Origin of the sequence: Thalassospira lucentensis (assembly GCF_001613805.1) — a bacterium.
GTDB lineage: Bacteria > Pseudomonadota > Alphaproteobacteria > Rhodospirillales > Thalassospiraceae > Thalassospira > Thalassospira lucentensis_A.
This window is the reverse complement of record NZ_LPVY01000003.1, coordinates 37282-62298: the sequence shown is the minus strand read 5'-3', so window position 1 is coordinate 62298 and position 25017 is coordinate 37282. Positions and strand designations below refer to the sequence as shown.

General features: G+C 55.8%; 23 protein-coding genes. All 23 read right to left on the bottom strand.

Annotation, left to right across the window (positions count from 1 at the left end; genetic code table 11):
* Positions 1-16: 16 nt before the first annotated feature.
* Complete coding sequence (locus AUP42_RS02550; protein ID WP_062948607.1) at positions 17-1180, bottom strand: 1-deoxy-D-xylulose-5-phosphate reductoisomerase; 1164 nt, start codon at positions 1178-1180, stop codon at positions 17-19.
* Between the two features lie 42 nt (positions 1181-1222).
* Positions 1223-2041, bottom strand: a complete 819-nt coding sequence (locus AUP42_RS02545) for a phosphatidate cytidylyltransferase (RefSeq protein WP_269451386.1) — start codon at positions 2039-2041, stop codon at positions 1223-1225.
* Positions 2028-2768: an isoprenyl transferase gene (locus AUP42_RS02540; protein ID WP_062948603.1), complete on the bottom strand. Its 741-nt coding sequence runs from the start codon at positions 2766-2768 to the stop codon at positions 2028-2030. Before AUP42_RS02540 ends, AUP42_RS02545 begins: the two co-directional genes overlap by 14 nt.
* Positions 2769-2770: 2 nt before the next feature.
* Positions 2771-3334, bottom strand: a complete 564-nt coding sequence (gene frr, locus AUP42_RS02535) for a ribosome recycling factor (protein ID WP_062948601.1) — start codon at positions 3332-3334, stop codon at positions 2771-2773.
* A 2-nt stretch (positions 3335-3336) separates the two neighbouring features.
* Positions 3337-4068: a UMP kinase gene (gene pyrH, locus AUP42_RS02530; protein ID WP_062948600.1), complete on the bottom strand. Its 732-nt coding sequence runs from the start codon at positions 4066-4068 to the stop codon at positions 3337-3339.
* Between the two features lie 166 nt (positions 4069-4234).
* A complete protein-coding gene (tsf, locus tag AUP42_RS02525) occupies positions 4235-5158 on the bottom strand; it encodes a translation elongation factor Ts (RefSeq protein WP_062948598.1) in 924 nt (307 codons plus the stop codon).
* Positions 5159-5243: 85 nt separating this feature from the next.
* Positions 5244-6026 carry a 30S ribosomal protein S2 gene (gene rpsB / locus AUP42_RS02520; RefSeq protein WP_062948597.1) on the bottom strand — a complete coding sequence of 261 codons (783 nt, stop codon included), beginning with the start codon at positions 6024-6026 and terminating at the stop codon, positions 5244-5246.
* Positions 6027-6261: 235 nt separating this feature from the next.
* Positions 6262-9747, bottom strand: coding sequence for a DNA polymerase III subunit alpha (dnaE, locus tag AUP42_RS02510; RefSeq protein ID WP_062949339.1), 3486 nt, complete (start codon positions 9745-9747; stop codon positions 6262-6264).
* A gap of 99 nt (positions 9748-9846) precedes the next feature.
* Positions 9847-10581, bottom strand: a complete 735-nt coding sequence (locus AUP42_RS02505; RefSeq protein WP_062948593.1) for an ABC transporter ATP-binding protein — start codon at positions 10579-10581, stop codon at positions 9847-9849.
* Positions 10574-11824 (bottom strand): lipoprotein-releasing ABC transporter permease subunit, encoded by a 1251-nt coding sequence (locus AUP42_RS02500; RefSeq protein ID WP_062948591.1) that lies wholly within the window; start codon positions 11822-11824, stop codon positions 10574-10576. Before AUP42_RS02500 ends, AUP42_RS02505 begins: the two co-directional genes overlap by 8 nt.
* A 98-nt stretch (positions 11825-11922) precedes the next feature.
* Positions 11923-13242 carry a proline--tRNA ligase gene (gene proS, locus AUP42_RS02495; protein WP_062949337.1) on the bottom strand — a complete coding sequence of 440 codons (1320 nt, stop codon included), beginning with the start codon at positions 13240-13242 and terminating at the stop codon, positions 11923-11925.
* A gap of 175 nt (positions 13243-13417) precedes the next feature.
* Positions 13418-13969, bottom strand: a complete 552-nt coding sequence (locus AUP42_RS02490) for a hypothetical protein (protein ID WP_231858130.1) — start codon at positions 13967-13969, stop codon at positions 13418-13420.
* 426 nt (positions 13970-14395) lie between these two features.
* The gene (locus tag AUP42_RS02485; RefSeq protein WP_062948587.1) at positions 14396-14635 is read right to left on the bottom strand and encodes a DUF1467 family protein; all 240 of its coding nucleotides are present in this window, start codon (positions 14633-14635) and stop codon (positions 14396-14398) included.
* Positions 14636-14689: 54 nt separating this feature from the next.
* The gene (gene mce / locus AUP42_RS02480) at positions 14690-15094 is read right to left on the bottom strand and encodes a methylmalonyl-CoA epimerase (RefSeq protein ID WP_062948584.1); all 405 of its coding nucleotides are present in this window, start codon (positions 15092-15094) and stop codon (positions 14690-14692) included.
* 102 nt (positions 15095-15196) lie between these two features.
* A complete protein-coding gene (locus AUP42_RS02475; RefSeq protein ID WP_170954023.1) occupies positions 15197-16873 on the bottom strand; it encodes a ribonuclease J in 1677 nt (558 codons plus the stop codon).
* Positions 16874-16958: 85 nt separating this feature from the next.
* Entirely contained in the window at positions 16959-17741 is a 783-nt protein-coding gene (locus AUP42_RS02470; RefSeq protein WP_062948582.1) for a type III pantothenate kinase, read from the bottom strand.
* Positions 17742-17776: 35 nt separating this feature from the next.
* The gene (locus AUP42_RS02465) at positions 17777-18535 is read right to left on the bottom strand and encodes a biotin--[acetyl-CoA-carboxylase] ligase (protein ID WP_062948580.1); all 759 of its coding nucleotides are present in this window, start codon (positions 18533-18535) and stop codon (positions 17777-17779) included.
* Positions 18536-18537: 2 nt separating this feature from the next.
* On the bottom strand, positions 18538-19977 hold the full coding sequence (gene nuoN / locus AUP42_RS02460) for an NADH-quinone oxidoreductase subunit NuoN (protein ID WP_062948578.1): 1440 nt from the start codon (positions 19975-19977) through the stop codon (positions 18538-18540).
* Between the two features lie 11 nt (positions 19978-19988).
* Positions 19989-21506, bottom strand: coding sequence for an NADH-quinone oxidoreductase subunit M (locus tag AUP42_RS02455; RefSeq protein WP_062948576.1), 1518 nt, complete (start codon positions 21504-21506; stop codon positions 19989-19991).
* A gap of 6 nt (positions 21507-21512) precedes the next feature.
* Positions 21513-23522 (bottom strand): NADH-quinone oxidoreductase subunit L, encoded by a 2010-nt coding sequence (gene nuoL, locus AUP42_RS02450; protein ID WP_062948574.1) that lies wholly within the window; start codon positions 23520-23522, stop codon positions 21513-21515.
* Positions 23523-23529: 7 nt separating this feature from the next.
* On the bottom strand, positions 23530-23838 hold the full coding sequence (gene nuoK, locus AUP42_RS02445; protein ID WP_007089416.1) for an NADH-quinone oxidoreductase subunit NuoK: 309 nt from the start codon (positions 23836-23838) through the stop codon (positions 23530-23532).
* Positions 23838-24446, bottom strand: coding sequence for an NADH-quinone oxidoreductase subunit J (locus AUP42_RS02440; protein ID WP_062948572.1), 609 nt, complete (start codon positions 24444-24446; stop codon positions 23838-23840). The genes nuoK and AUP42_RS02440 overlap by 1 nt, the downstream gene beginning before the upstream one ends.
* A gap of 82 nt (positions 24447-24528) precedes the next feature.
* A complete protein-coding gene (gene nuoI / locus AUP42_RS02435; protein ID WP_062948570.1) occupies positions 24529-25017 on the bottom strand; it encodes an NADH-quinone oxidoreductase subunit NuoI in 489 nt (162 codons plus the stop codon).

Genomic DNA, 25017 nt, shown 5'->3' with positions numbered 1-25017 from the left:
CCCGCATTTTTGGCACTCAAAGACCGGTTTTGATCATGCCCAGCGTTTCACGACGAATCATATCATCAAGATCAAACATCTGGTCGAGATCGCGTAACGGCGATGCGGCAATCCTGTTCATCATGCGCTCGACCGTTTCGGCAATTTGCAGGAAGGTAAGCTTTCCGCCCAGAAATGCACCAACGGCAATCTCGTTTGCAGCATTCAGAACAGTCGGCACCGTGCCCCCCGCCCGTAACGCTTCACGCGCCAGACGCAGGGCCGGAAACCGTTTCAGATCCGGCGAGGTAAAGTTCAACTGCCCGATCGTGGCAAAATCAAGACGCGCTACATCAACCCGTATTCTTTCCGGCCATGAAAGCGCATAGGCAATCGGGGTTCGCATATCGGGCGAGCCAAGCTGGGCAAGCACAGATCCGTCAGAATATTCCACCATGCTGTGCACGACGGATTGCGGATGCACCACCACCTCGATACGTTCTTCGGGCACGGGGAACAGACGGCATGCCTCGATCAATTCAAGGCCCTTATTCATCATGGTTGCCGAATCAATCGAAATCTTCGCCCCCATGTCCCAGTTGGGATGGGCCAGCGCCTGCTTGGGCGAAACCGATTTCATTTCCTCAAGCGACCATTCCCGGAACGGCCCACCCGATGCCGTCAGAAGAATACGGTCAACCTTGTCGACCGACTTTTGCTCCAGCACCTGGAAAATAGCACTGTGTTCGGAATCGACAGGGATCAGCGTCGCATTGTATTTCGCGACTTCCGCCATCATCAGATCACCGGCACAAACCAGCGTTTCCTTGTTGGCAAGTCCAACCCTTGCCCCGCGGCGAATGGCCGCCAGCGTCGCCCTGAGCCCCGCCGCACCGATAATCGCGGCAATAACGATATCGGAGGGGCGCGATGCGGCCTCGACCAGTGCGTCATCACCGGCCGCCACCAGAATATTGGTGCCCGACAACGCTGATTTCAGGTCTTCATAAAGGCTTTCATCGGCAATAACCGCCATGGCTGCCCCAAGCTCGATGGCGGCCTTTGCCAGCGCCGGCACATTTCGATGGGCGGTAATGGCGTCCACGGCATATTTGTCTGCATGTGCTTTCAGGATATCTACCGTGCTGCTGCCAACCGATCCGGTCACGCCAAGCACGCAGACTGATTTCTTAATTGTCATCAAACACCAGCTTCGCGGATTTCTGCCTCCAGGGTCCAGGCCCTAGCGCAACGACAATCCAATGAAATACACAATAACAAACGCGACAGGAAAAACCGACAACATCCCGTCGGCACGGTCAAGCAACCCGCCATGCCCCGGAATAAGGTGGCTGCTGTCCTTGACCTTGAAATGGCGTTTAAGCGCAGATTCTCCAAGGTCGCCCACCTGCGCAACAATCGCCAGAACCGCACTTGCCAGAACAATGGACACCGGGATTTGATTGCTGCTGAAATAGGTGATCAGCCCCCCGATCACCATCGCACACAGCATGCCACCAATCAGGCCAGCCCAGGTTTTCTTGGGGCTGAAACGCGGGGCCAGTTTCGGACCGCCAATCGCCTTGCCAAAGGCATAGGCCCCGGTATCCGTCGCCCACACCAGAAAGAACAGCCACATGATCAGCAACAGGCCATCACCATGCATGCTGCGCAGCCACTGTGCCGCCAGTGCCGCACACGATATATAAACGATGCCAAACGCCGCCAGAAACCGGTCTTTGCCCGGACGCAGTGCCGCTGTTGCCGCACTGACGAATACCGACAGCAGAACAAACGGATATTCCCCGGTTGTCAGCAAAAGCATGGCAACCGCAAGCGCCACCCCCGCAACAATCGAAATCGAATTGACATGACCGGGAACGCACATCCGCGTCCATTCCCACATCATGCCAACTGAAAACAGCAATACGAGAAACTCGAAATACGGGGAACCGAACCACACTGCCGCAACGGCGATCGGGGTCATGACCAATGCGGAAATAACCCGTGGCTTCAATCCTGAATTTGTATCTTCCTGGCGTCGGGCTTCAGATGACTGCACCAAAACGCCGCTCCCGTCCGGCAAAGTTTTCTATCGCTTTTTCAAGATGTTCACGTCCGAAATCGGGCCAAAGAACCTGATCGAACACGAACTCCGTATAGGCCGACTGCCAAAGCAGGAAATTGCTGATGCGCTGTTCGCCGCTGGTCCGGATCAGCAGATCCGGATCGGGCATTCCAACCGTCGCCAGATGCGCCTCGACCATGTTTTCGTCGATGGCATCAGGCCGAATTTCCCCGGCCGCAACCTTCTGCGCAATCAGCCGTACCGCATCGGTGATTTCCGCCCGTGCACCATAACTGAGCGCAATGGTCAGGTTCAAACGGGTATTGCCCTGAGTGCGTTCCTCGGCATTGGCCAGAAGAACACGAATATCGTCATCAAAACGTGTGCGGTCCCCGATGATCCGGATACGGACACCGTTTTTGTGCAGGGTTGCCAGTTCGCGTTTGATGAACAGCCGCAACAAGCCCATCAGGTCGCTGACTTCACTTTCCGGGCGCTTCCAGTTTTCGGTCGAAAACCCGTAAAGGGTCAGATACTTGATGCCGATTTCCGCCGCGGCTTCAACCGTGCGACGCACGGCGTCAACCCCCGAACGATGTCCCATCGTACGGGGCTTGCCACGCAGCTTCGCCCAGCGCCCGTTGCCATCCATGATGATGGCAACATGACGCGGCACAACCTGCAAATCTGAAGGGTTGGGTTGAGATGCCAGCACCGTCATGATCAGACTTGCATGATTTCCTGTTCTTTATGGGCGAGCGCTTCGTCGATCTCGCCAATGACCTTGTCGGTCAGCTTCTGGATCTCTTTTTCCTCGTTATGGAGGTCATCTTTCGAGATCACGCTGTCCTTTTCCCATTTCTTGATCTGGTCGATGCCGTCACGGCGGACGTTACGAACAGAAATACGGGCCTGCTCGGCATATTTGCCGGCAACCTTGGACAGTTCCGCACGGCGTTCCTCGTTCAATGCCGGGATCGGCACGCGAACAAGCGTACCATCAGCCGCCGGGTTCAGGCCAAGACCTGAATCACGGATCGCTTTTTCGACCGATTTAACCATCGATTTGTCCCAGACCTGAACCGAAAGCATACGCGATTCCGGAACACTGACGGACGCAACCTGGTTAAGCGGGGTCGGTACGCCGTAGGCTTCAACCATGACCGGTTCAAGAAGGTTTGCACTGGCCCGCCCGGTCCGGAGCCCGGTGAATTCCTTGTGCAAAACTTCGACAGCCCCTTCCATACGGCGGGCAAGGTCTTTTTTCAGGCCAGCAACGTCAGACACCTTCAGTCTCCATTCGAAATAATCGTAAACGTACCATTTGCACAAACCACGTCGGCAAATGCGCCCGGATTATGCAAAGAAAATACAATAACCGGAATATCATTTTCGCGTGCCAATGAAATAGCCGATGCATCCATAACACGCAAATCTTTGGCAAGAACTTCCATATAGGTCAGCGAATCATAACGTTCCGCCGTCGGGTCAACTTTCGGATCGGCGGTGTAAACACCGTCAACCTGCGTCCCCTTAAGCAACGCGTCGCAGCCCATTTCAACCGCGCGAAGTGCCGCGGCCGTATCGGTGGTAAAGAACGGGTTGCCCGTACCGGCGGCAAAAATCACCACCCGGCCCTTTTCCATATGGCGCACCGCGCGACGGCGGATATAGGGCTCACAAACCGATGACATCGGAATGGCGGACTGCACGCGGGTCTGGACCCCGTGGCGCTCAAGCGCGTTCTGAACCGCAAGGGCATTCATGATGGTGGCCAGCATGCCCATATAATCGGCCGTGGCACGCTCCATGCCCTGGGATGCACCCTTGACCCCGCGGAAGATGTTCCCCCCGCCAATCACCATGCAAACCTCGGCACCCATGTCATGAACGGCTTTGATTTCGCTTGCGATCCGGTCAACCGTCTCGGGATCAATCCCGTATTGCTGTTTTCCCAGAAGCCCCTCGCCCGAAAGTTTCAGGAGGACGCGACGAAATTTCAGTTGGCCGTTTTCTGCCATGTTGGATTGCCTCTTACTGCCGATATTTCAAACTGTCCCGAAACCCGGTTCAGCAAAATTCAGATATAAAAAGACCGGCGAGTAACAGGGCGATTATGCGCTGCCGACCTCGCCGGTCTGGGATCATACACGAAATGACACACGACGCACCATTTCGATCAGATGTTTATTTCTTCAGCTGCTCAGCAACTTCTGCAGCAAAGTCTTTTTCTTCTTTCTCGATGCCTTCACCGAGTTCGAAGCGGACAAAGCCCTTAAGGGTGATCGGTTTGCCAGCGTCTTTTGCGGCATTTGCGATCACGTCTTTGACTTTGCTTTCGCCGTCAATCACGAAGGTCTGCTCGACCAGAACGACCTGCTCGTAATATTTACGGATACGGCCATCAATCATCTTTTCGATGATTTCAGCCGGACGGCCCGATTCTTTGGCCTGTTCGGTCAGAACGGCTTTCTCGCGCTCGACCAGTTCCGGATCCAGATCGTCAACCGTGGCCGAAGCCGGGTTGGTTGCTGCAATGTGCATTGCGATCTGTTTGCCAAGGCCTTCAAGAACGCTCGCATCAGCTTCGGATTCGAGTGCAACCAGAACGCCGATCTTGCCGAGGTTCGGCGCAATCGCGGAATGGATGTAGGACGCAACAGCACCCTTCTCGACCGAGATACCAGCCGAACGACGCAGGTTCATGTTTTCGCCGATGGTGGCGATCATGTGAGTAACCTGTTCTTCGACGTTACGCGAAGTACCCGGGAACGGGGTTGCTTTCAGCGCATCGATATCGCCATTGGCCGAAACGGCCTGGTTTGCGATTTCTGCGACGAATTTCTGGAAGTCTTCGTTACGCGAAACGAAGTCGGTTTCGGAGTTGAGTTCGACAACGGCACCGGAAGTACCGTTAACAGCAACACCCACCAGACCTTCGGCGGCAACACGACCGGCTTTCTTGGCAGCAGCAGCAAGACCTTTGGTACGAAGCCAGTCAACGGCAGCTTCAAGGTTACCTTCGGTTTCGGACAGCGCCTTTTTGCAATCCATCATGCCAGCGCCGGTGGTTTCGCGAAGCTCTTTAACCAGAGCAGCGGTAATAGCCATTTTTAAAGCCCCTATTACGCGATCAGTGAACACCTAAAGAAACGGCGGCATGCTAGCCGCCGTTTCATCAGGTACAAAATGAAACTTATGCGGAAGCTGCTTCCTGAGCGGCTTCTTCAACAGCAGCGGCTTCAGCCGGAACTTCTTCGGATTCACCGAGATCCGCGCCAGAAGCAGTCATTTCCTGCTGGATACCGTCCAGAACCGCGCCAACGAACAGGTCGCAATAAAGCTGGATCGCACGGATCGCATCGTCGTTGCCCGGGATCGGGTAAGCAACGTTTGCCGGATCCGAATTGGAGTCCAGAATTGCAACAACCGGAATGTTCAGGTTCTTGGCTTCGTGAACAGCAAGTGCTTCCTTGTTGGTGTCGACCACGACGATGATGTCGGGAAGACCACCCATGTCCTTGATACCGCCAAGCGCGCGCTCAAGCTTATCGCGCGAACGGGTCAGGTTCAGGATTTCTTTTTTGGTCAGACCTTCTGCACCGGCAGACAGGATCTCGTCCTGTTCTTTCAGGCGTTTGATCGAGTTGGAAACGGTGTTCCAGTTGGTCAGCATACCGCCGAGCCAGCGATGGTTCACATAGTACTGACCGCAACGCTTTGCAGCTTCCGCGATGACCGGGGATGCCTGACGCTTGGTACCTACGAACAGAACGCGACCACCACCTGCGGTGACGTCACGAACGGCCTGCATCGCACGATGCAGCATCGGAACGGTTTCCTGAAGGTTCAGGATGTGAATGTCATTGCGTGCACCAAAGATGAACTGCTTCATCTTCGGGTTCCAGCGGCGGGTGTGGTGACCAAAGTGGACGCCAGCTTCCATCAGCTGACGCATGGTAAAGGTTGGCAAAGCCATGATAAATTCCTACCTTTTTCCGGTTAATACCTCCGCGGAAGGGAATTTCACGCCAGCTTGCGTGAAACACCGGATGGACGAATTTCTGCATAAAGCATTATTCGCCACGCTCCCGCGTGCGATGTTCGGGGCGGGTTTTAGCCCCCTCCTGCAAAGAATGCAAGCCTTAAAGTACGCTCAAACCGCCGGAAAGTGAACCCGAAGCCCGATCACAATTTCCACCTGCCCGCACCAATCAGATTTCCTCGGCCAGTTCGACACCCGGAATGGCCCCGACCGCCCCGATAAGGGACGGCCCGACCTTATAGGTATCTTCAAGCTCGACCTCGGCAATACGGCCATCGGCACACACCGTCGAAAGACTGACCAGACCGCGCCCTTTCCCCGCTTTTTCAAGCAGTTCGCGGATTTCCGCCACCGGATCAGGCCGGTTCAGTCGAATGCGGATACCCTCGGCAGCCCCTGAAACCGCATGCTCAAGGTCTTCGACCTTCTGCCCCTGGATGCGAAGCTGCCCCTCGCGCATTTCGGCTGCCACCACCAGCAATACCGGTCGTCCGGCATTGATGATTTCCTTGTAGGCCGCCCATGACTCGGCCCAGAACGCGACCTCGAAACTGCCGGTCGGATCGGAAAACATCACAAACGCGAATTTTGATCCGTTTTTCTTGGAAATCATTTCACGCGCATTGATCAGCGTCCCGGCAAGCTTGATCGATCCCTTGTTCTGGGCGCGCATGCGGGCCGGAAGTTCCTTGATCGGCGCAATGCCGATCCGCTGAAGACTTTTGCCAAAGGTATCCAGCGGATGGGCGGAAAGATAAAAACCGATGGCCGAAAATTCCTCGGTCAGTTTTTCCATCGGCACCCAGTCGCGTTCATCGGGCAACCGGATGGCATCCTTGCCAAAGCCGGTATCCTCGCCAAACATCGAAATCTGGTCATTGTTGCGCGCCTGCATTTCGCGCTGGGAAACCGCCATCACGCGGTCGACATGCTCAAACATCACCTTGCGGTTCGTCGTCAGGCAATCAAGTGCCCCTGCCCGCACAAGGTTTTCAAGCAACCGCTTGTTGACAGCCCGGCTATCGATGCGCGATGCGAAATCGGTCAGGTCCTTGAACGGACCATTGGCCTCGCGCTCCGCAACAAGGCTTTCCATCGCGGCATCACCAACGTTACGCACCGCTGCCAGTGCATAACGGATTTTGCGAACCCCATCATAATTTTCGACCGAAAACGCCACTTGCGAATTATTGATGCAGGGCGGCAGGATTTCGATGCCAAGCCGTTCGACTTCCTGTTTGAAAATCGCCAGCTTTTCGGTGTTGTGCATATCAAGCGTCATCAACGCGGCCATAAACTCGACCGGATAATTCGCCTTAAGATACGCCGTCTGATACGCCACCAGCGCATAGGCCGCTGCGTGCGATTTGTTAAAGCCATAGGATGCGAACTTGGCAACCTGATCAAAGATGTCGGATGCCTGCCCGCGCGGCACCCCGTTCTTTTCCGCCCCGTCAACAAACAGCGACCGCTGCTTTTCCATTTCCTCGGCGATCTTTTTACCCATCGCACGCCGCAACAGGTCCGCACCGCCAAGCGAATAGCCCGACATCGTCTGGGCAAGCTGCATGACCTGTTCCTGATAGATCATGATGCCATAGGTTTCTTCGAGGATCGGCTGCAACATCGGGTGCATGTAATCAGGTTCTTCCTGACCATGCTTACGCGCGATGTAGTGCGGGATATTGTCCATCGGGCCCGGACGATACAGCGCCACCACAGCGATAATATCTTCGATCGTATCGGGCTTCAGGCCGCGCAGAACGTCCTGCATGCCCTGCGATTCAAGCTGGAACACACCGACCGTCTCGGCCGCCGAAAGCAGCTTGAACGCCACCCGATCATCAAGGGGAATAGCACTGATATCAAAGTCTTGCGGGACGTCTTTGCGAAGCCGCATCAGATTGACGGCCTCGATAATCACCGTCAGGGTTTTCAAACCAAGGAAGTCGAACTTCACCAGACCGGCATTTTCAACATATTTCATGTTGAACTGGGTCACCGGCATATCGGATCGCGGATCACGATAAAGCGGCACAAGCTCATCAAGGTCACGGTCGCCGATGACCACCCCGGCGGCGTGGGTCGACGAGTTACGATAAAGTCCTTCGATCTGCATTGCGATGGACAGCAGCCGGTCAATATCCGGGTCTTCGCGCGCAATCCGGCGCAGGTCCGGCTCCATGTCGATGGCTTCCTTAAGCGGGATCGGCTTGGCCGGGTCCCCCGGAATCATCTTGCAGATTTTATCGACATAGCCATACGGGATGCTCAAAACGCGGCCAACGTCACGCACCGCGGCCTTGGCCTGTAATTTACCGAATGTGATGATCTGCGCCACACGGTCATGGCCGTATTTCTGCTGCACATATTCAATCACCTCGCCGCGCCGGTCCTGACAGAAATCGACATCGAAGTCAGGCATGGATACGCGTTCCGGGTTCAGGAAGCGTTCAAACAGCAACGAAAAATGCAGCGGATCAAGATCGGTAATCAGCAGGGCATAGGCAACAAGCGACCCCGCACCCGAACCACGGCCCGGTCCAACCGGGATTTCATGATCCTTGGCCCACTGGATAAAGTCCGCAACGATCAGGAAGTAACCCGGGAATCCCATCTGATTGATGATGCCAAGCTCGTATTCAAGGCGCTCCCAATAGGGTTTGGCGATTTCTTCCTTCTGCGCATCCGTCATATCTTCGGTAAAGACATATTTCGCAAGGCGGCCCTTAAGGCCCTCCTCGGACATATGACGCAGTTCGTCGACCTCGGTACGGCCTTCGCCGCAATCAAACGGCGGCAGGATCGGATCAATTTTCTCGACATGCCATGAACACCGCTTGGCAATCGTCAACGTGTTGTCACAGGCCTCGGGAATGTCGGCAAAAAGCTCGCGCATCTCGGCGGCAGTCTTGAACCGGTGCTCCGGTGTCAGGCGCCAACGGTCTTCCTGCCCGACAACCGCACCCTGCCCGATGCAGATAAACACATCGTGGGCTTCATACATTTCCGCCTTGGGGAAAAAGCAGTCATTGGTCGCGACCAGCGGGATATTGTGATCATAGGCCAGCTTGATCAGACCCGGCTCAACCTTTTCCTCGACCGGCTCGCCGTGGCGCTGCAGTTCGATATAAAGCCGGTTGCCAAATATCCCCGAAAGCTTGTTCAGGCATTCGGTCGCCGCCTCAAGCTGCCCCTCGGCAATCAACCGTGCCAGTGGCCCGGTCGGCCCGCCAGTCAGGCAGATGATGTCGGAACTGTATTGTTCGATATGATCATAAAGCGCCTTGGGCTCGCTGCCTGCTTCGCTGGTCATGTGTGCCCGCGAAACGATTTTCAGAAGGTTGAAATACCCCCGCTCATTCTTTGCGATCAGAACCAGCTTGTCCGGGTTGGGTTCACGCGAAATCCTGCCAACAACCGGCTGGTCGCCAAACCGTTCAACACCGATCTGTACGCCAAGGATCGGCTGCACGCCCGCCCCGCTCATCACACCGGAAAAATCAAGCGCGCCGAACATATTATCGCTATCGGTCATCGCAACCGCGGGCTGACCATCCGCCTCGCACATCTTTGCCAGTTCCTTCGTCGTGATGGCACCTTCGGCAAGCGAGTAGTTGGTGTGAACACGAAGATGGACGAAACCGTTTTCCATTTCAGAAAACCCCGGAACAAGAATGGCAAAGGCAGGAAAACCGCCACCCCGAATCACTCCGGGGCGCGGTGCTCTGCTAACTTAAAGAACTTCGACGAATTACGAAAGGGTATCGGGATCAAGTTCGACCAGATGCCCGTCACGCAGGGTCACAACCCGGTCCATCTGGCGCGCCAGTTCCGGGTTATGGGTCGCAATCAGCGACGCCAGACCGGTTTCACGCACCAGCGTCATCAACATCCCGAACACGGTTTCGGCAGTATGCGGGTCAAGGTTGCCGGTCGGCTCGTCGGCAAACAGCACATCGGGCACATTGGCAAGCGCACGCGCAATTGCCACCCGCTGCTGTTCCCCGCCCGAAAGCCGCGCCGGGCGATGTTCGGCCCGTTTTTCAAGTCCAAGACAGCGCAGCAGTTCAAGCCCGCGTTCAGTCGCATCCGGCCGTTTCAGGCCATTGATCATCTGCGGAATCACGACGTTTTCAATCGCTGAAAATTCCGGCAGCAGATGATGATACTGATAAACGAACCCGATATGCTTACGGCGCATTTCGGTGCGCGCCAGATCGGAAAGGTCCGTGCTGCGTTTCCCACCAATCGAAACCATGCCACGATCAGGCTTTTCAAGCAGGCCCGCAATCTGAAGCAGGGTCGATTTACCCGCCCCCGATGGCCCGACAAGGGCGACGATCTCGCCCTGATGGATTTCAAGATCGACGGATTTCAGGATTTCAAGCTGGTCGGGCCCCTGATTGAAGACGCGATCAATCTTTTCAAGCCGCAAAACGACTTTCTGCGCGCGTTCCTGCGCGGTTTTCTTGACCATATCACTCATAACGCAGCGCCTCCACCGGATCGAGGCGCGATGCACGCCATGCCGGATAAACCGTCGCCAGGAACGACAGGGTCAGGGACATCACACAGACCAGAACCACTTCGCTGACATCCATGTCAGCCGGAAGCTGCGACAGGAAATAGATTTCCGCATTAAACAGGTCCGCCCCGGTCAGGCTCTGGATGAACTGGCGGATATTTTCGATATTCAGGCAGAACAGAACGCCAAGGATCAGCCCGCTTAACGTACCGACAACCCCGATGGATGCCCCGGCCAGGAAGAAGATGCGCATCACCGATGACCGTGTGGCCCCCATCGTGCGCAGGATCGCGATATCGTGCCCCTTGTCCTTCACCAGCATCACCATGCCCGAAATGATATTGAATGCCGCCACCAGAATAATCAGCGTCAGGATCAGGAACATCACATTACGTTCTACCTGTAACGCATTGAAGAAGCTGGAATTTGATTGCTGCCAATTCACCAGCCGCAGATGTTCCCCCGACAGGTTCGACAGCAGATCATTCATGCTCGACGACAGACGCGACGGGTCTTCAAGCATCACTTCAAAATGGCTGATCTTTTCCGGCAGGCGGAAATAAATCTGGGCGGCATCAAGCGGCATGAAGATAAAGCCGCTGTCATATTCATACATGCCGATATCAAACAGCCCGACCACCTTATAGGCCCGCACACGCGGTACGGAGCCGAACGCCGTCACATTGCCCTTGGGCGAGATCAGATTGACATTGTCACCCACCCCGACACCAAGCTTCATGGCAAGGCGTGCGCCCATGATCACGGTATCCTCGCCCTTGAAATCGTCCAGCGATCCGAAAACGATATTGTCCGCAATCGTCGGACGTTTGGCGAGGTCGGCCGCCCGCACACCGCGCACGATGGCACCGGATGCGCGGCCATTGTTCGATGCCATCACCTGCCCCTCGACCACCGGGGTCACAAGCGTGACATTGCCGGTTTCCGCGATCTTCTTTTCAATCGCATCATAATTGGGCAGGCCATCCGGACTTTGCGCATAAACCGATATATGCCCGTTCAGCCCCAGAATACGTCCAAGCAATTCGGCCCGGAACCCGTTCATGACCGACATGACGATAATCAGGGTCGCAACGCCCAGCATGATGCCAAGCAGCGAAAAGATGGCGATGACGGAAACAAAGCCTTCTTGCCGACGGGGACGCAGGTAGCGGAAAGCCACCAGACGTTCGAACGGACTGAACATGCGCAAATGATCCTCGTGGAAGCGTATGGAAGCGTATCGGAAAGAATTCCGGAAATCAGGACGGGGCAGCCAAGGCTGCCCCGTTTGCAAAATCGTTATCAGGCGCCGATCTGGTTAAGTGCGGCTTCAAGCGTGACTTCCGTCCGCTCGCCGGATTTGCGGTTTTTAAGCTCGACCACACCGGCTTTAAGGCCTTTCGGGCCAATCACGATCTGCCAAGGCAGACCGATCAGGTCCATATCGGCAAATTTGCCGCCCGCGCGGATGTCGCGGTCATCATAAAGCACCTCAATCCCGGCGTTATGCAGCTTGGCGTAAACGTCTTCGCAGGCCGCGTCACATTCATCATCACCCGTGCGCAGGTTGATCAGGCCAACCTTGTAGGGCGCAACCGATTCCGGCCAGATGATGCCGTTCTCGTCGTGCGATGCCTCGATCAGTGCGCCGACAAGGCGCGAAACGCCAATGCCGTATGATCCCATCTGGACCGGCACTTCCTTGCCGTCCGGGCCAAGGATGGTGGCCCCCATCGGTTCGGAATATTTCGCACCGAAATGGAAGATATGGCCGACTTCGATCCCGCGCGTCGCAATCATGTCGTCACCGGAAATCGGGCTATTGGCCGGATCATGCTTGTCTTCGGTCGCGGCATAGTCTTCAAGCGTCGTCTGGACCCAGTTTTCAAGCCCGGTGCGATCATTCAGATCAACACCCTTGCCCGTCAGATCCTTGTCCAGCCACTTCTTGTCGCAGAACACTTCGCTTTCGCCGGTTTCGGCCAGAATGATGAATTCATGGCTAAGATCGCCGCCAATCGGGCCGGTATCGGCCACCATCGGGATCGCCTTCACGCCAAGGCGCGTAAAGGTCCGGCAATAGGCCAGAAACATCTTGTTATAGGCGTGCCGTGAACTTTCGTAATCGACATCGAACGAATACGCATCCTTCATCAGGAATTCGCGACCACGCATCACGCCAAAGCGCGGGCGGATCTCGTCGCGGAATTTCCACTGAATGTGATACAGCATCTGCGGAAGCTGCTTATAGGACCGGACATCCTTGCGGAAGATATCGGTGATCACTTCCTCGTTGGTCGGACCAAAAAGCATTTTGCGGTCATGACGGTCGGTGATGCGCAGCATTTCAAGGCCGTAATCCTCGTACCGTCCGCTTTCCTGCCAAAGTTCGGCTGGCTGGATGGTCGGCATCAGCAATTCGTTGCAGCCAATCGCGTCCTGCTCTTCGCGCACGATCTGCTCGATCTTTTTAAGCACGCGATAGCCAAGCGGCAGCCAGGAATAAATCCCCGCCGAAAGCTGGCGCACCATACCGGCACGCAGCATCAGTCGATGGGAAGCGATCTGTGCTTCTGCCGGCGTTTCCTTGAGGGTCGGCAGAAAGAACTGGGAAAGACGCATCAATGCCTCGTGATGATCAAAGCTGAAAATATCAGGTATACAAAAGACCTTGCCCGGAAAATGCGACAGCACAGCCCGAAACGCAAGCCGGAACTTGCTTTATATCGGCAAGACGTGATCTAGCGCCCAATCGTGGCAGGTTTGCGAAAACACACAGGCTTTTTCAGGTGCAACCTTACCGGAAGCCCGCCGCCCGGCACGCAGCCGCCAGTTCATCCTGCCCCGCCTCGTTGCCAAGCGGCGTATCGTTGAAATAAACCCGCCCGTTGCGATAGGTGATCTTGCCGATATTAGACTCGCCACTGATCCCGTCCGGCACGGAAATCCCCGCATATTCAAAGAAATCAATCGTCACCGGAAATTCGATTTCCTTGGGCAGCGAATTCAGTATCTGGTTGCCGCCATCCAGATCGGCCGGGGCGACCTTGCGGCCATAAACATCGACACCGGGCTTATAGGCAACATCGTCATCCGGCACATGGCTGACCAGTTCCCGGCAGGCCGACCGCGTGACCGTGATGGTTGGCTTCGCCTTCTCGGCACTCGCAGCACCGGCTGCGTCAGGTACGGCATTTTCACCTGCCGCCGGTCCAGGCAAGGGGGAGTCGCTTTGCGCCAAAACGCCACCCGCACCGGTCATGATCGCGCCAGCAACAAACATCGAAACCATGAAATTCACAGGATAAATCCCGATTTTCATAGAGCGGGTCGTTACAAAATTCTTCATATCGCCGGTCCATCCTATTTATGTGCGGTGCAGCATCGAATCATCTGTGAATATTGGTCAAAACATCTTGCACAAAAGTGAAATATGTGGCTTTTTGATCCTCCGCTAACGGCGCAAGATCGTTGCGGAAGACGTATCGCAGCCGCTCATAAAATTGCGGGAGGCTTTGTTGCCAATAAGCATACAAGAAGCAGGCGCGACGTCGAAATAAAACCTGTGCCAAGTGCCCAGGTCTTAGGAGGAAGCAAAAAAAGATTACGGGAAAACAGCTATAAAAATAGCATCTTGGCAAGATCCTTGTGATCTTGCTTTTTTTTGTCCGCATCCCGGCCCGCCTTCCCTTTCCCGTGATTTTTGTGCAGCCCTGCAAACAAAAACCCCGCAGCAAATGTGCGGGGTTTGTTTTTACACGGCTTGCGCCAAAACTCATTGCGGCGGACGGACTTCGATCATGCCACTGGTGATCACGAAATACGCCACCACCCACAAAATTGCCGAAATCAGGCTGGTCGCCAGAACCTTCTTCCACATATGCGGCTTTTGCGGTGCGCCGCTATCGTGGCCGGGCTGGACATTTTCCTCGCGCTTCACGCCGACCGGCAACACCATGAACAGCACCAGCCACCAGATCACGATGTAAACAAGGATCGCGGAAAACCAGTTCATGCTGCACTCTTTTCGTGGTTGCGGGAATCAGGGCCGATACGGCGGGAAAGAAACTTAAACCTGTTCAAGCTCAACAAGCGTCCCGTTGAAATCCTTGGGATGCAGGAACAGAACCGGCTTGCCATGCGCACCGGTTTTGGGCTCCCCGGTGCCCAGCACGCGCGCACCATTTTTCAAAAGCTGATCGCGCGCCGCCAGGATATCCTCAACCTCATAGCAGACATGATGAATGCCGCCCGAAGTGTTTTTATCAAGGAACCCCTGTATCGGCGATCCCTCGCCCAGCGGATAAAGCAATTCGATCTTGGTGTTGGGCAGTTCGACAAAAACCACAGTCACCCCATGATCAGGCTCGTCCTGCGGTTCGGAAACCTTCGCGCCCAGGACATCGCGATAAAGCCGGATACCTTCTTCAAGGTCCGGCACCGCAATCGCCACATGGTTCAGCCGTCCAATCATGTTCTACTCCTGAAATGTGATCTGCCCGATCACCGCCAATCTAGGACGCGCATCACGACAAAGACAACTGCCCTTTTGGTCGTATGCCGCGCCCCGGACTGCCTAGTTCTTCTCGTTGACGCGAACCAGATGCACCTCGATCAATGGCCGCTTGCCCAGCCGCTGGCGCACCGGGCGGCGCAATGCCTGCCGGATCGCAAGGATCACCGCCGCATCGTCAAGCACCTCGTCATCGTCAAGCTGATCGACCCGATTGCCAATCTCGGCGGCAAAATGATCAAGGCGGACATCATCGCCATCCTCGTCAAACAGGCTTGGTGCCGTAATCATCGGCTCGCCGACCATCTCGCCAAACTGGTTCAGCACCACGGTCACGAACATCACACCGTTCCAGACGATGCGATTGCGGTTGCGGATGGTATCGGAATCCCGTTTCAGCAACCGCCCGCCATCAAGGCAAAGCACGCCGCTTTCGGCAACGCCAATCACATGCGCACTGCCCGGCGACAATCGAATGACCGTCCCGTCATGCGGGATCACCTGCTCAGGGATCTGGCATTCCGCGCCAAGGGCAGCCTGTTCGCAAAGATGGCGGGTTTCACCATGCACCGGCACAAGGATTTTGGGGCGGGTCAACTGATACATCCGCGCCAGATCCTGCCTGCCCGGATGGCCCGATACATGGATCGGCTCATCGCGCGCGGTAATCACGCGGATACCGCGCCGGATCAAAAGGTTCTGGATATAACCGATGGATTTTTCATTGCCCGGAATTTCACGTGCGGAAAACACAACCGTATCGCCCGGATCAAGCTGCACGGTCGGATGATCCCCCTTGGCAATGCGCGACATCGCCGCACGCGGTTCGCCCTGCGACCCGGTACAGATCAGCAAGACCTGATCCTTGGGGACCTCCATCGCGTCTTCATCGGTCAAAAGGTTCGGATACGACGTCAGATAGCCAACCGCGCGTGCGGCCTCGGTCACACGGTTCAATGACCGTCCGGCAAGCCCGACACAGCGGTTGTTTTCATGTGCTGCTTCAACAATTGACTGCAACCGCGCGACATTGGTGGCAAAACACGCAACCGCAATCCGGCCCTGCGGCGTTTCGGCAAACAGTTTCGACAGGTTCTTGGCAACCTCGCCTTCCGATCCGGTCTGGCCTTCGGAAAAGACATTGGTTGAATCACAAATCAGCGCCATGACCCCTTCATCGCCAAGCGCCTCAAGCTTCTTGACGTCGGATGCCTCGCCAATCTGGGGATCGGGGTCAAATTTCCAGTCGCCGGTATGTACCACAAGCCCCTTGGGGGTGCGGATCGCAAGCGCGTTGGGTTCAAGGATCGAATGGGTCATGGTGACGAATTCGATGTCAAACGGCCCCTTTTTGAACCGCCCGCCAAGCTCGATCACATGGATCGGCACCTGATCGGCAAAATCGGTTTCCGCCAGTTTGGCCTTCAGGAATTCGGCGGCAAACGGGGTAGCATAGATCGGGCATTTCAGCCGCGGCCAAAGATACGGCACCGCGCCAAGGTGATCCTCATGCGCATGCGTCAGAACAAGGCCAAGAAGTTTGTCTTTGCGTTCCTCGATAAAGGACGGATCGGGCATGACAACATCGACGCCGGGCAATCCTTCCTCGCCAAAGGAAACGCCCATATCGACCATCAGCCACTGATCGTCATATCCGTACAAATTGAGGTTCATGCCAATTTCGCCAGATCCCCCCAGCGGCACAAACAGCAATTCGTCTTTCGGCAAATACAAATCCACGGATGATCACCCTTGTCTTTCAGCGGTGAGAAATACGATCACGGGGCGTACCCGCGTCACTTCACAGTCAATGTCGGTTAACAGTCTAGTTCGATTTTGCGCTGTTGCGGCGATAAATCATCAAAAGCCCCAGCATCGTCAGATCGCCATGCAGATGTTCGATCTCGTCAACCGCCTTGGTAAACAGCGGTGCCAGCCCGCCGGTCGCGACAACTTTCATGTGATCGATGCCCTGCTGCTTGCGAATGCGCGCCAGAAGCCCCTCGATCATCGCGACATAGCCCCAGTAAACCCCGGACTGCATCGCCTCGACCGTATTCTTGCCAATCACGTTGCGCGGTGCCTCGATCGCCACCATCGGCAACTGGGCCGCCGCCATATGCAGCGCCTTGATCGAAAGGTTCACCCCCGGTGCAATCACACCGCCAAGGTAATTGCCTTCTTCATCAATCACGTCAAACGTGGTTGCCGTCCCGAAATCAAGCACCACAAGCGGCCCACCAAAAAGCTGATGGGCCGCAACCGCATTGACCAGCCGGTCGGCACCAACTTCGCTTGGGCGGTCCATGATGATCTTCATATCCAGATCAACCGCCGGATCGCCGACCACCATCGGCTCGACATTGAAATAACGCCGGCACAGGGTTTTAAGGCTGAATTCAGCCGCCGGAACCACGGTCGCGATGATCGCGCCCGTAATCGCGTCTTTTGGCACATCCGACAGGGTAAACAGATGATGCAGCCATACGCCAAGTTCATCCGCCGTGCGCTCAACCGTCGTTGAACAGCGCCACTGCCCCTTGATCGTATCGCCGTCAAACACCGCGAAAACGATGTTGGTATTCCCGGCATCAATCGCCAGCAACATGATGTTTCGTCTCCCCGTTATCGTCCTGTGTTTATTTATGCTTTAAAGAACACTTCGCCAGCCCCGACGCGATGCTCGGTTCCGCCCGCTTCTCTTAGAACAAGCGATCCATCATCATCAAGCCCGACAAACGTGCCCTCAAGCGTTCTTTCGGTCAGGCGCGCAATCACCGGCTCGCCGATACCGTATGCGCGTGTCAGCCACGCCTCACGCACCGGGGCAAACCCCTGCTTTTCCCAGACCGGCAGCCAGCTTGCCACCCGCGCGACATAGGCCGAAAGAAGTTCCCCCACCGATACCGGCGCGCCAAGGGCTGAAAGCGACGTCGCCGGACGTTCGGCATCATCGGGATAAAATGCAACATTCACCCCGGCCCCGATCACCAGATAATCGGTTTCCGAACCGTTGTTCGATGCACTTTCCAGAAGAATACCCGAAATCTTGCGGCCATTGACCATCAGGTCATTGGGCCATTTGCAATCCGGTCTGATCCGGTTGCCACTGACCAGCTCAATCGCCTCGGCCATTGCGACCGCAACCAGGAATGTCAGTTTGGCCGCTTCAAAAAGCGGACAATCAGGACGCAGCAAAAGGGAAGAATAAAGATTGCCAACCGGGGATGACCATGCGCGGCCGCGCCGTCCCCTGCCCGATGTCTGTTGGCGGGCCCAAATAAGGGCGCCACTATGGGCGCCCTTATCAGCAAGGCGTTTCGCCTCTTCATTGGTGCTGTCGATCACTTCCAGTTCATGAAGGTAAAAACCTTCCGGAAGCCGGATCGTCGGCTTGGTCATCCTTACTGCCCGAGCAAGGCCGTCGCGGCAACGCCGGCACTATCCATCAACGGGTTCGGGAAGAAAACGAAAGCCAGAAGAATGACCGTCGCAACCGCCATGATCACATTCATCTCGGTGCCGTTCTTGTCGAACGCTTCGACCGGCTCGTCGAAATACATCACCTTGATGATCCGCAGATAATAATAGGCACTGACGACCGAGGTCACCAAACCGATCACCGCCAGCGTCACAAGACCGGCGTCAACCGCTGCCTTGAACACGTAAAACTTGCCAAAGAACCCTGCAAGCGGCGGAATACCGGCCATCGAGAACATCAGGATCGCGGTAACGGCAGCCATCAGCGGCTTGGTCTTGGCCAGACCGGCAAGATCGGTGATTTCCTCGACCATGCGGTCATTGCGACGCATCGAAAGGATCACGGCAAAGGTGCCAAGGTTCATGACAAGGTAAATACCCAGATAAACCAGAATACCCGCAACACCTTCGGACGTCCCGGCCGCAAGACCGACAAGTGCGAAACCGACGTGACCGATGGATGAATAGGCCATCAGACGTTTGATATTGTCCTGACGGAGCGCCGCGAACGACCCCCATGCCATCGACAGGATCGACACCAGAACGATGATCTGCTGCCAGTCTTCGACAACACCGGCAAACGGGCCAACCGCAACGCGAACGAACAGTGCCAGACCGGCAATCTTCGGCGCGACGGCAAAGAACGCCGTCACCGGGGTCGGTGCACCTTCATAGACGTCCGGAGTCCACATATGGAACGGAACCGCGGAAACCTTGAAGCACAGACCGGCAAACATGAAGGCCAGACCAACCAGTGTCCCGACCGAAAGGCCGCCTGCACTGATCACATCGCCAAGAACGGCAAAGTTGGTCGAACCGGTAAAGCCATACACCATCGACATGCCATACAGCAGCATGCCCGATGCAATCGAGCCCAGAACAAAGTATTTCAGACCCGATTCCGTGGCGCGAACCGTGTCGCGGCGGATCGCCGCAATCACGTAAAGCGCCAGCGACTGAAGCTCAAGGCCAAGATACAGCGACAGCATGTCGGTCGCCGATACCATCGCCATCATGCCAAGCGTGGCAAGCAGGATCAGGATCGGGAATTCGAACCGGGCCATGTTTTCGCGTTCGGCATAATTCATCGCCATCACGATACCAATCGACGAACCGATCAGGATCATCACCTTGGTGAATTTGGCAAAGGCATCGGCCGTGAACTGGCCATAGAATGCCACCCCGCCGTCCCCCAGAACCACCAGCACAAGGGCGACGATCTGGGCTGCAACCGCAAGCCACGAAACGGTGCGGAATGCCTTGTCCTTGCCGGCGAAAACGCCAAGCATCAGAAGGGCCAGGGCCGAAACGGCCATAAAGATTTCGGGCAATGCCGCCCCGAGGTTGAGCATAGAAACTCCCATGTTCATTCCCCTCAATTCGCCGCCAGCTGCGCAGCCTGAGCTGCGGCAGCCTGCGCCGTTTCGACCTGGTTGACGAGGTTTTCAACCGAAACATGCATGATGTCGAGGAAGGAGACCGGATAGACCCCCATCCACAGAACGATGATCACCAGCGGTGCGAAGATCAGCCATTCACGCGGGCTCATATCAAGGATCGATTTAAGATTTTCCTTGGTAAGGGCCCCGAACACGATGCGGCGATAAAGATACAGCGCATAAGCCGCACCAAGGATCAGACCGGTCGCGGCAAAGAATGCCACCCAGGTATTGGCTTCGAACGCGCCCAGCAATGCCAGGATTTCGCCAACGAAACCACCCGTCCCCGGAAGACCGACAGACGCCATCGTAAAGAACATGAAGATAACGGCATAACCCGGCATACGGTGCACAAGGCCACCATAGGCATCGATCTCGCGGGTATGCATGCGGTCATAAACCACACCAACACACAGGAACAATGCACCGGAAACCACACCGTGGCTCAGCATCTGGAAGATCGAACCTTCGATGCCATGCTGGTTAAAGGTGAAGGCACCGATAGTGACGATACCCATATGGGCAACCGACGAATAGGCAATCAGCTTTTTCATGTCCTGCTGTGCAAGCGCGACCAGCGACGTATAGATGATCGCCACAATCGACAGCGTGAACACCAGCGGGGCAAAGGTCTCAGACGCCAGCGGCATCATCGGCAACGAGAACCGAAGGAACCCGTAACCACCCATTTTCAGAAGAACACCCGCCAGGATCACCGAACCGGCAGTCGGTGCCTCAACGTGGGCATCGGGCAACCATGTGTGAACCGGCCACATCGGCACCTTGACGGCAAAGGATGCAAAGAACGCCAGCCACAGCCAAAGCTGCATGTTATAGCTGAAACCATGCGCCATCAGTGTCGGGATGTCGGTTGTGCCTGCATCGAAATACATCGCAAGCAGCGCAACCAGCATCAGAACGGAACCCAGCAGCGTGTAAAGGAACAGCTTGAAGGCTGCATAAACACGACGCTGACCGCCCCAGACACCGATGATGATGAACATCGGGATCAGAACGCCTTCGAAGAACAGATAGAACAGCAGACCGTCAAGCGCGCTGAACATACCGACCATCATCGTTTCCAGGATCAGGAACGCGATCATGTATTCCTTCACGCGTTTCTGGATTGCTTCCCATGCCGACAGAATGCAGATCGGCGTCAGGAAGGTCGCCAGAAGCACGAACAGCATCGAAATGCCATCCACGCCCATGTGATAGGAAATATTCAGGCCCGGCATCCAGTCGGCTTTTTCAACGAACTGGAAATCGGCCGTGGTGCTATCGAAATTCACCCAAAGCATCAACGATGCGGCAAAGGTAAAGCCCGACGTCCAAAGGGCAACCCAACGGGAGTTGCGGGCGACATTCGCCTCTTCCCCGCGGATCAGCAGCACAAACAGTGCGCCGATCAGCGGCAAAAAGGTGACGATCGAAAGAATTGGATAATCGCTCATCGCCCGTTAACCCATCTTCCAAATTGTGTAAGACACCAAGGCGGCAATACCGATCAGCATCGCAAACGCATAGTGATAGACGAAACCGCTCTGAAGGGCGCTGACACGACGTGCAATGTTACGGCATGCTGCGGCGACACCATCCGGACCGACACCGTCGATCAGCGCGCCATCGCCCGATTTCCAGAAGCCATAGCCAAGATAGAAGGCAGGCTTGACGAAAATCTTGTCGTAAAGCTCGTCGAAATACCATTTGTTCAGTGCGAAGCGGTACAGACCGTTGAAGGTATTGGCCAACTGACGCGGCAGCGACGGCACCAGCTTGTACATCACAAGGGCGATGACAAAGCCCGATACCATGGCAACAAACGGTGCCAGCTTGACCCAGCCCGGAACATGGTGAGCATGTTCAAGGGCCTGATGACCTTCGGCCATGAAGATCGCGCCATTCCAGAACGCCAGCATCTCTTCATAGTCACCACCACCGAACCAGTCCTTGGCGAACCAGCCGGCAAAGATCGCGCCGATGGTCAGGAACAGAAGCGGCAGCGTCATGACGGCCGGGCTTTCATGGACATGGGCCATGGTCCGCTCGTCCGCACGCGGGGTGCCAAAGAAGGTCATGAAGATCAGGCGCCAGCTATAGAAGGACGTCATCAGTGCCGCCAGGATACCGGCCCAGAAGGCATAGGTCCCGACTGCGGTATGTGCCGCAAACGCGCTTTCGATGACAAGGTCCTTGGAATAGAAGCCCGCAAGCCCCGGGAAACCGGTAATCGCAAGCGTACCAACCATCATCACCGCAAAGGTCAGCGGAACCATTTTATAGATGCCGCCCATCTTGCGCATGTCCTGCTCGTCGGACATCGCATGGATCACCGAACCGGCACCAAGGAACAGAAGCGCCTTGAAGAAACCGTGCGTCATTAGGTGGAACACGCCTGCCGAATAGGCCGACACGCCGCAGGCAAAGAACATATAGCCAAGCTGCGAACAGGTCGAATAGGCGATCACGCGCTTGATGTCGTTCTGTACGCAACCAATCGTCGCGGCAAAGAACGCGGTCGATGCGCCGACAACCGTAACGATGGCAAGGGTGGTTTCGGCATATTCAAAGATCGGCGACAGGCGCGCGACCATGAACACACCGGCCGTCACCATGGTTGCCGCGTGGATAAGTGCGGAAACCGGCGTCGGACCTTCCATCGCATCAGGAAGCCACGTATGCAGGCCAAGCTGTGCCGATTTGCCCATCGCACCGATGAACAGCAGGAAACAGGTGATCTCAAGCGCCGAAAACTCATGACCAAGGAACAGAAGGGTCGTTCCGGCAACTTCTTCGGCATTGCCAAAGATCACGTCGAACTGAACGCTGTCGAACAGGACGTAAACCGCAAAGATACCAAGCGCAAAGCCAAAGTCACCAACACGGTTGACGATGAATGCCTTGATAGCAGCCGCCGATGCCGACGGCTTGGAATACCAGAAACCGATCAGAAGATAGGACGCAAGCCCCACCCCTTCCCAGCCAAAGAACAGCTGGATCAGGTTGTCTGCGGTCACCAGCATCAGCATGGCAAAGGTAAACAGCGACAGATACGCCATGAAACGCGGCTTGTCGGGATCGTGCGACATGTAACCGATGGAATAGATATGCACCATCGACGATACACCGGTCACAACGATCAGCATGACACAGGTCAGCGTATCAAAACGAAGCGCCCATTCGGCCGTGAAGTTCCCCGAAGAAATCCAGGTAAACAGCTGAACCGTGATCGGGTTGCCGCCAAGAGCAACATCGACAAAGGCGAAAATCGAAATGATGAAGGCCGTCACCACACCGCCAACCGTAATCAGCTGGGAAATGCGGTCAGACGTCGAAACACCGTGATGATGATGGCCGTGGCTGTCATGACCGTGACCGGCATCGGACGTGGACGACATGGCGCCGGCCAGCGTGATGATGCCTGCGATCGTGGCAGCGATCAGGGGCAGGAATACAATCAGAGGATACATATCTGCCTTACCCCTTCATCATGTTGATGTCTTCAACCGCAATCGTGCCGCGGTTACGGAAATAGACCACCAGGATCGCAAGACCGATCGCTGCCTCGGCGGCGGCAACGGTCAGGACGAAGATGGTGAAGACCTGTCCGACGAGATCGCCAAGGAACGACGAGAACGCGACAAGGTTGATATTGACTGCCAGCAGCATCAGCTCGATCGACATCATGATGATGATGACGTTCTTGCGGTTCATGAAGATGCCAAAGATCCCGAGTGTGAAAAGGATCGCCGCGACGGTCAAATAATGTGCAAGACCGATTTCCATCAGATCCCCCTACCGACCGGAACTTTTTTGACTTCAAGCGTGTCAGCGCGATCGCGTTTGACCTGCTCGGAGATTTTCTGACGGCGGACACCTTCACGGGTACGCAGCGTCAGGACAATTGCGCCAATCATCGCAACAAGCAGCACCAGACCAGCGGCCTGGAAGATGTATGCGTAATCGGTGTAGATCAGTTGGCCAAGCGCCTCGACATTGGTCAGTCCGGCGGGCGTCGGATGCGCCAGAACCGCAACCTTGTCATCAGACAGTGCCCAGCCCGCGCCGACAAAGGCCAGTTCCACAAACAGCACCAGCGCGATCAGAACCCCGATCGGCAGATAGTTGAGGAAACCCTGACGCATCTCGACAAAGTTGATGTCGAGCATCATGACGACGAACAGGAACAGAACCGCGACCGCGCCGACATAGACGACGACGAGAAGCATGGCGAGAAACTCAGCACCCAGCAGGACGAAAAGCCCGGCTGCGTTAAAAAATGTCAAAATCAGCAGCAGTACCGAATGCACCGGGTTGCGAACGGTCACAACCGCAGTCGCGGACAGAACCGCGACAGTAGCAAACAGGTAAAAAGCCAAAGCCTGTACGACCATAAGGTACCCCCTTGGCGAGCCGCCCCGCCCCAATGGCAGACGGCGGCCCATGAACTCTCTCTTTAACGATCAGACGCGACACTTACCGATAAGGTGCGTCTGCCTCCAATCGTGCAGCAAGCTCGGCTTCCCAACGCTCGCCATTTTCAAGAAGCTTGTCCTTGTCATAGAGAAGCTCCTCGCGGTTTTCGGTTGCGAACTCGAAGTTCGGACCTTCGACGATGGCATCCACCGGGCAGGCTTCCTCGCAGAAACCACAATAGATGCATTTCGTCATATCGATATCGTAGCGCGTCGTACGACGCGAACCGTCGGTGCGCGGCTCAACCTCGATGGTGATGGCCTGCGCGGGACAGATCGCCTCGCAAAGTTTGCACGCGATGCAACGCTCTTCCCCGTTGGGATAGCGACGCAGCGCATGTTCGCCACGGAAACGCGGGCTCAGCGGACCCTTTTCATAAGGATAGTTCAGCGTCACCTTGGGCTTGAACATGTATTTCAGGGTGAGCGCCATGCCGGAAACGAGTTCCACCAGCAGGAAGCTCCGGGCCGTCCGATCAATAAATGACAT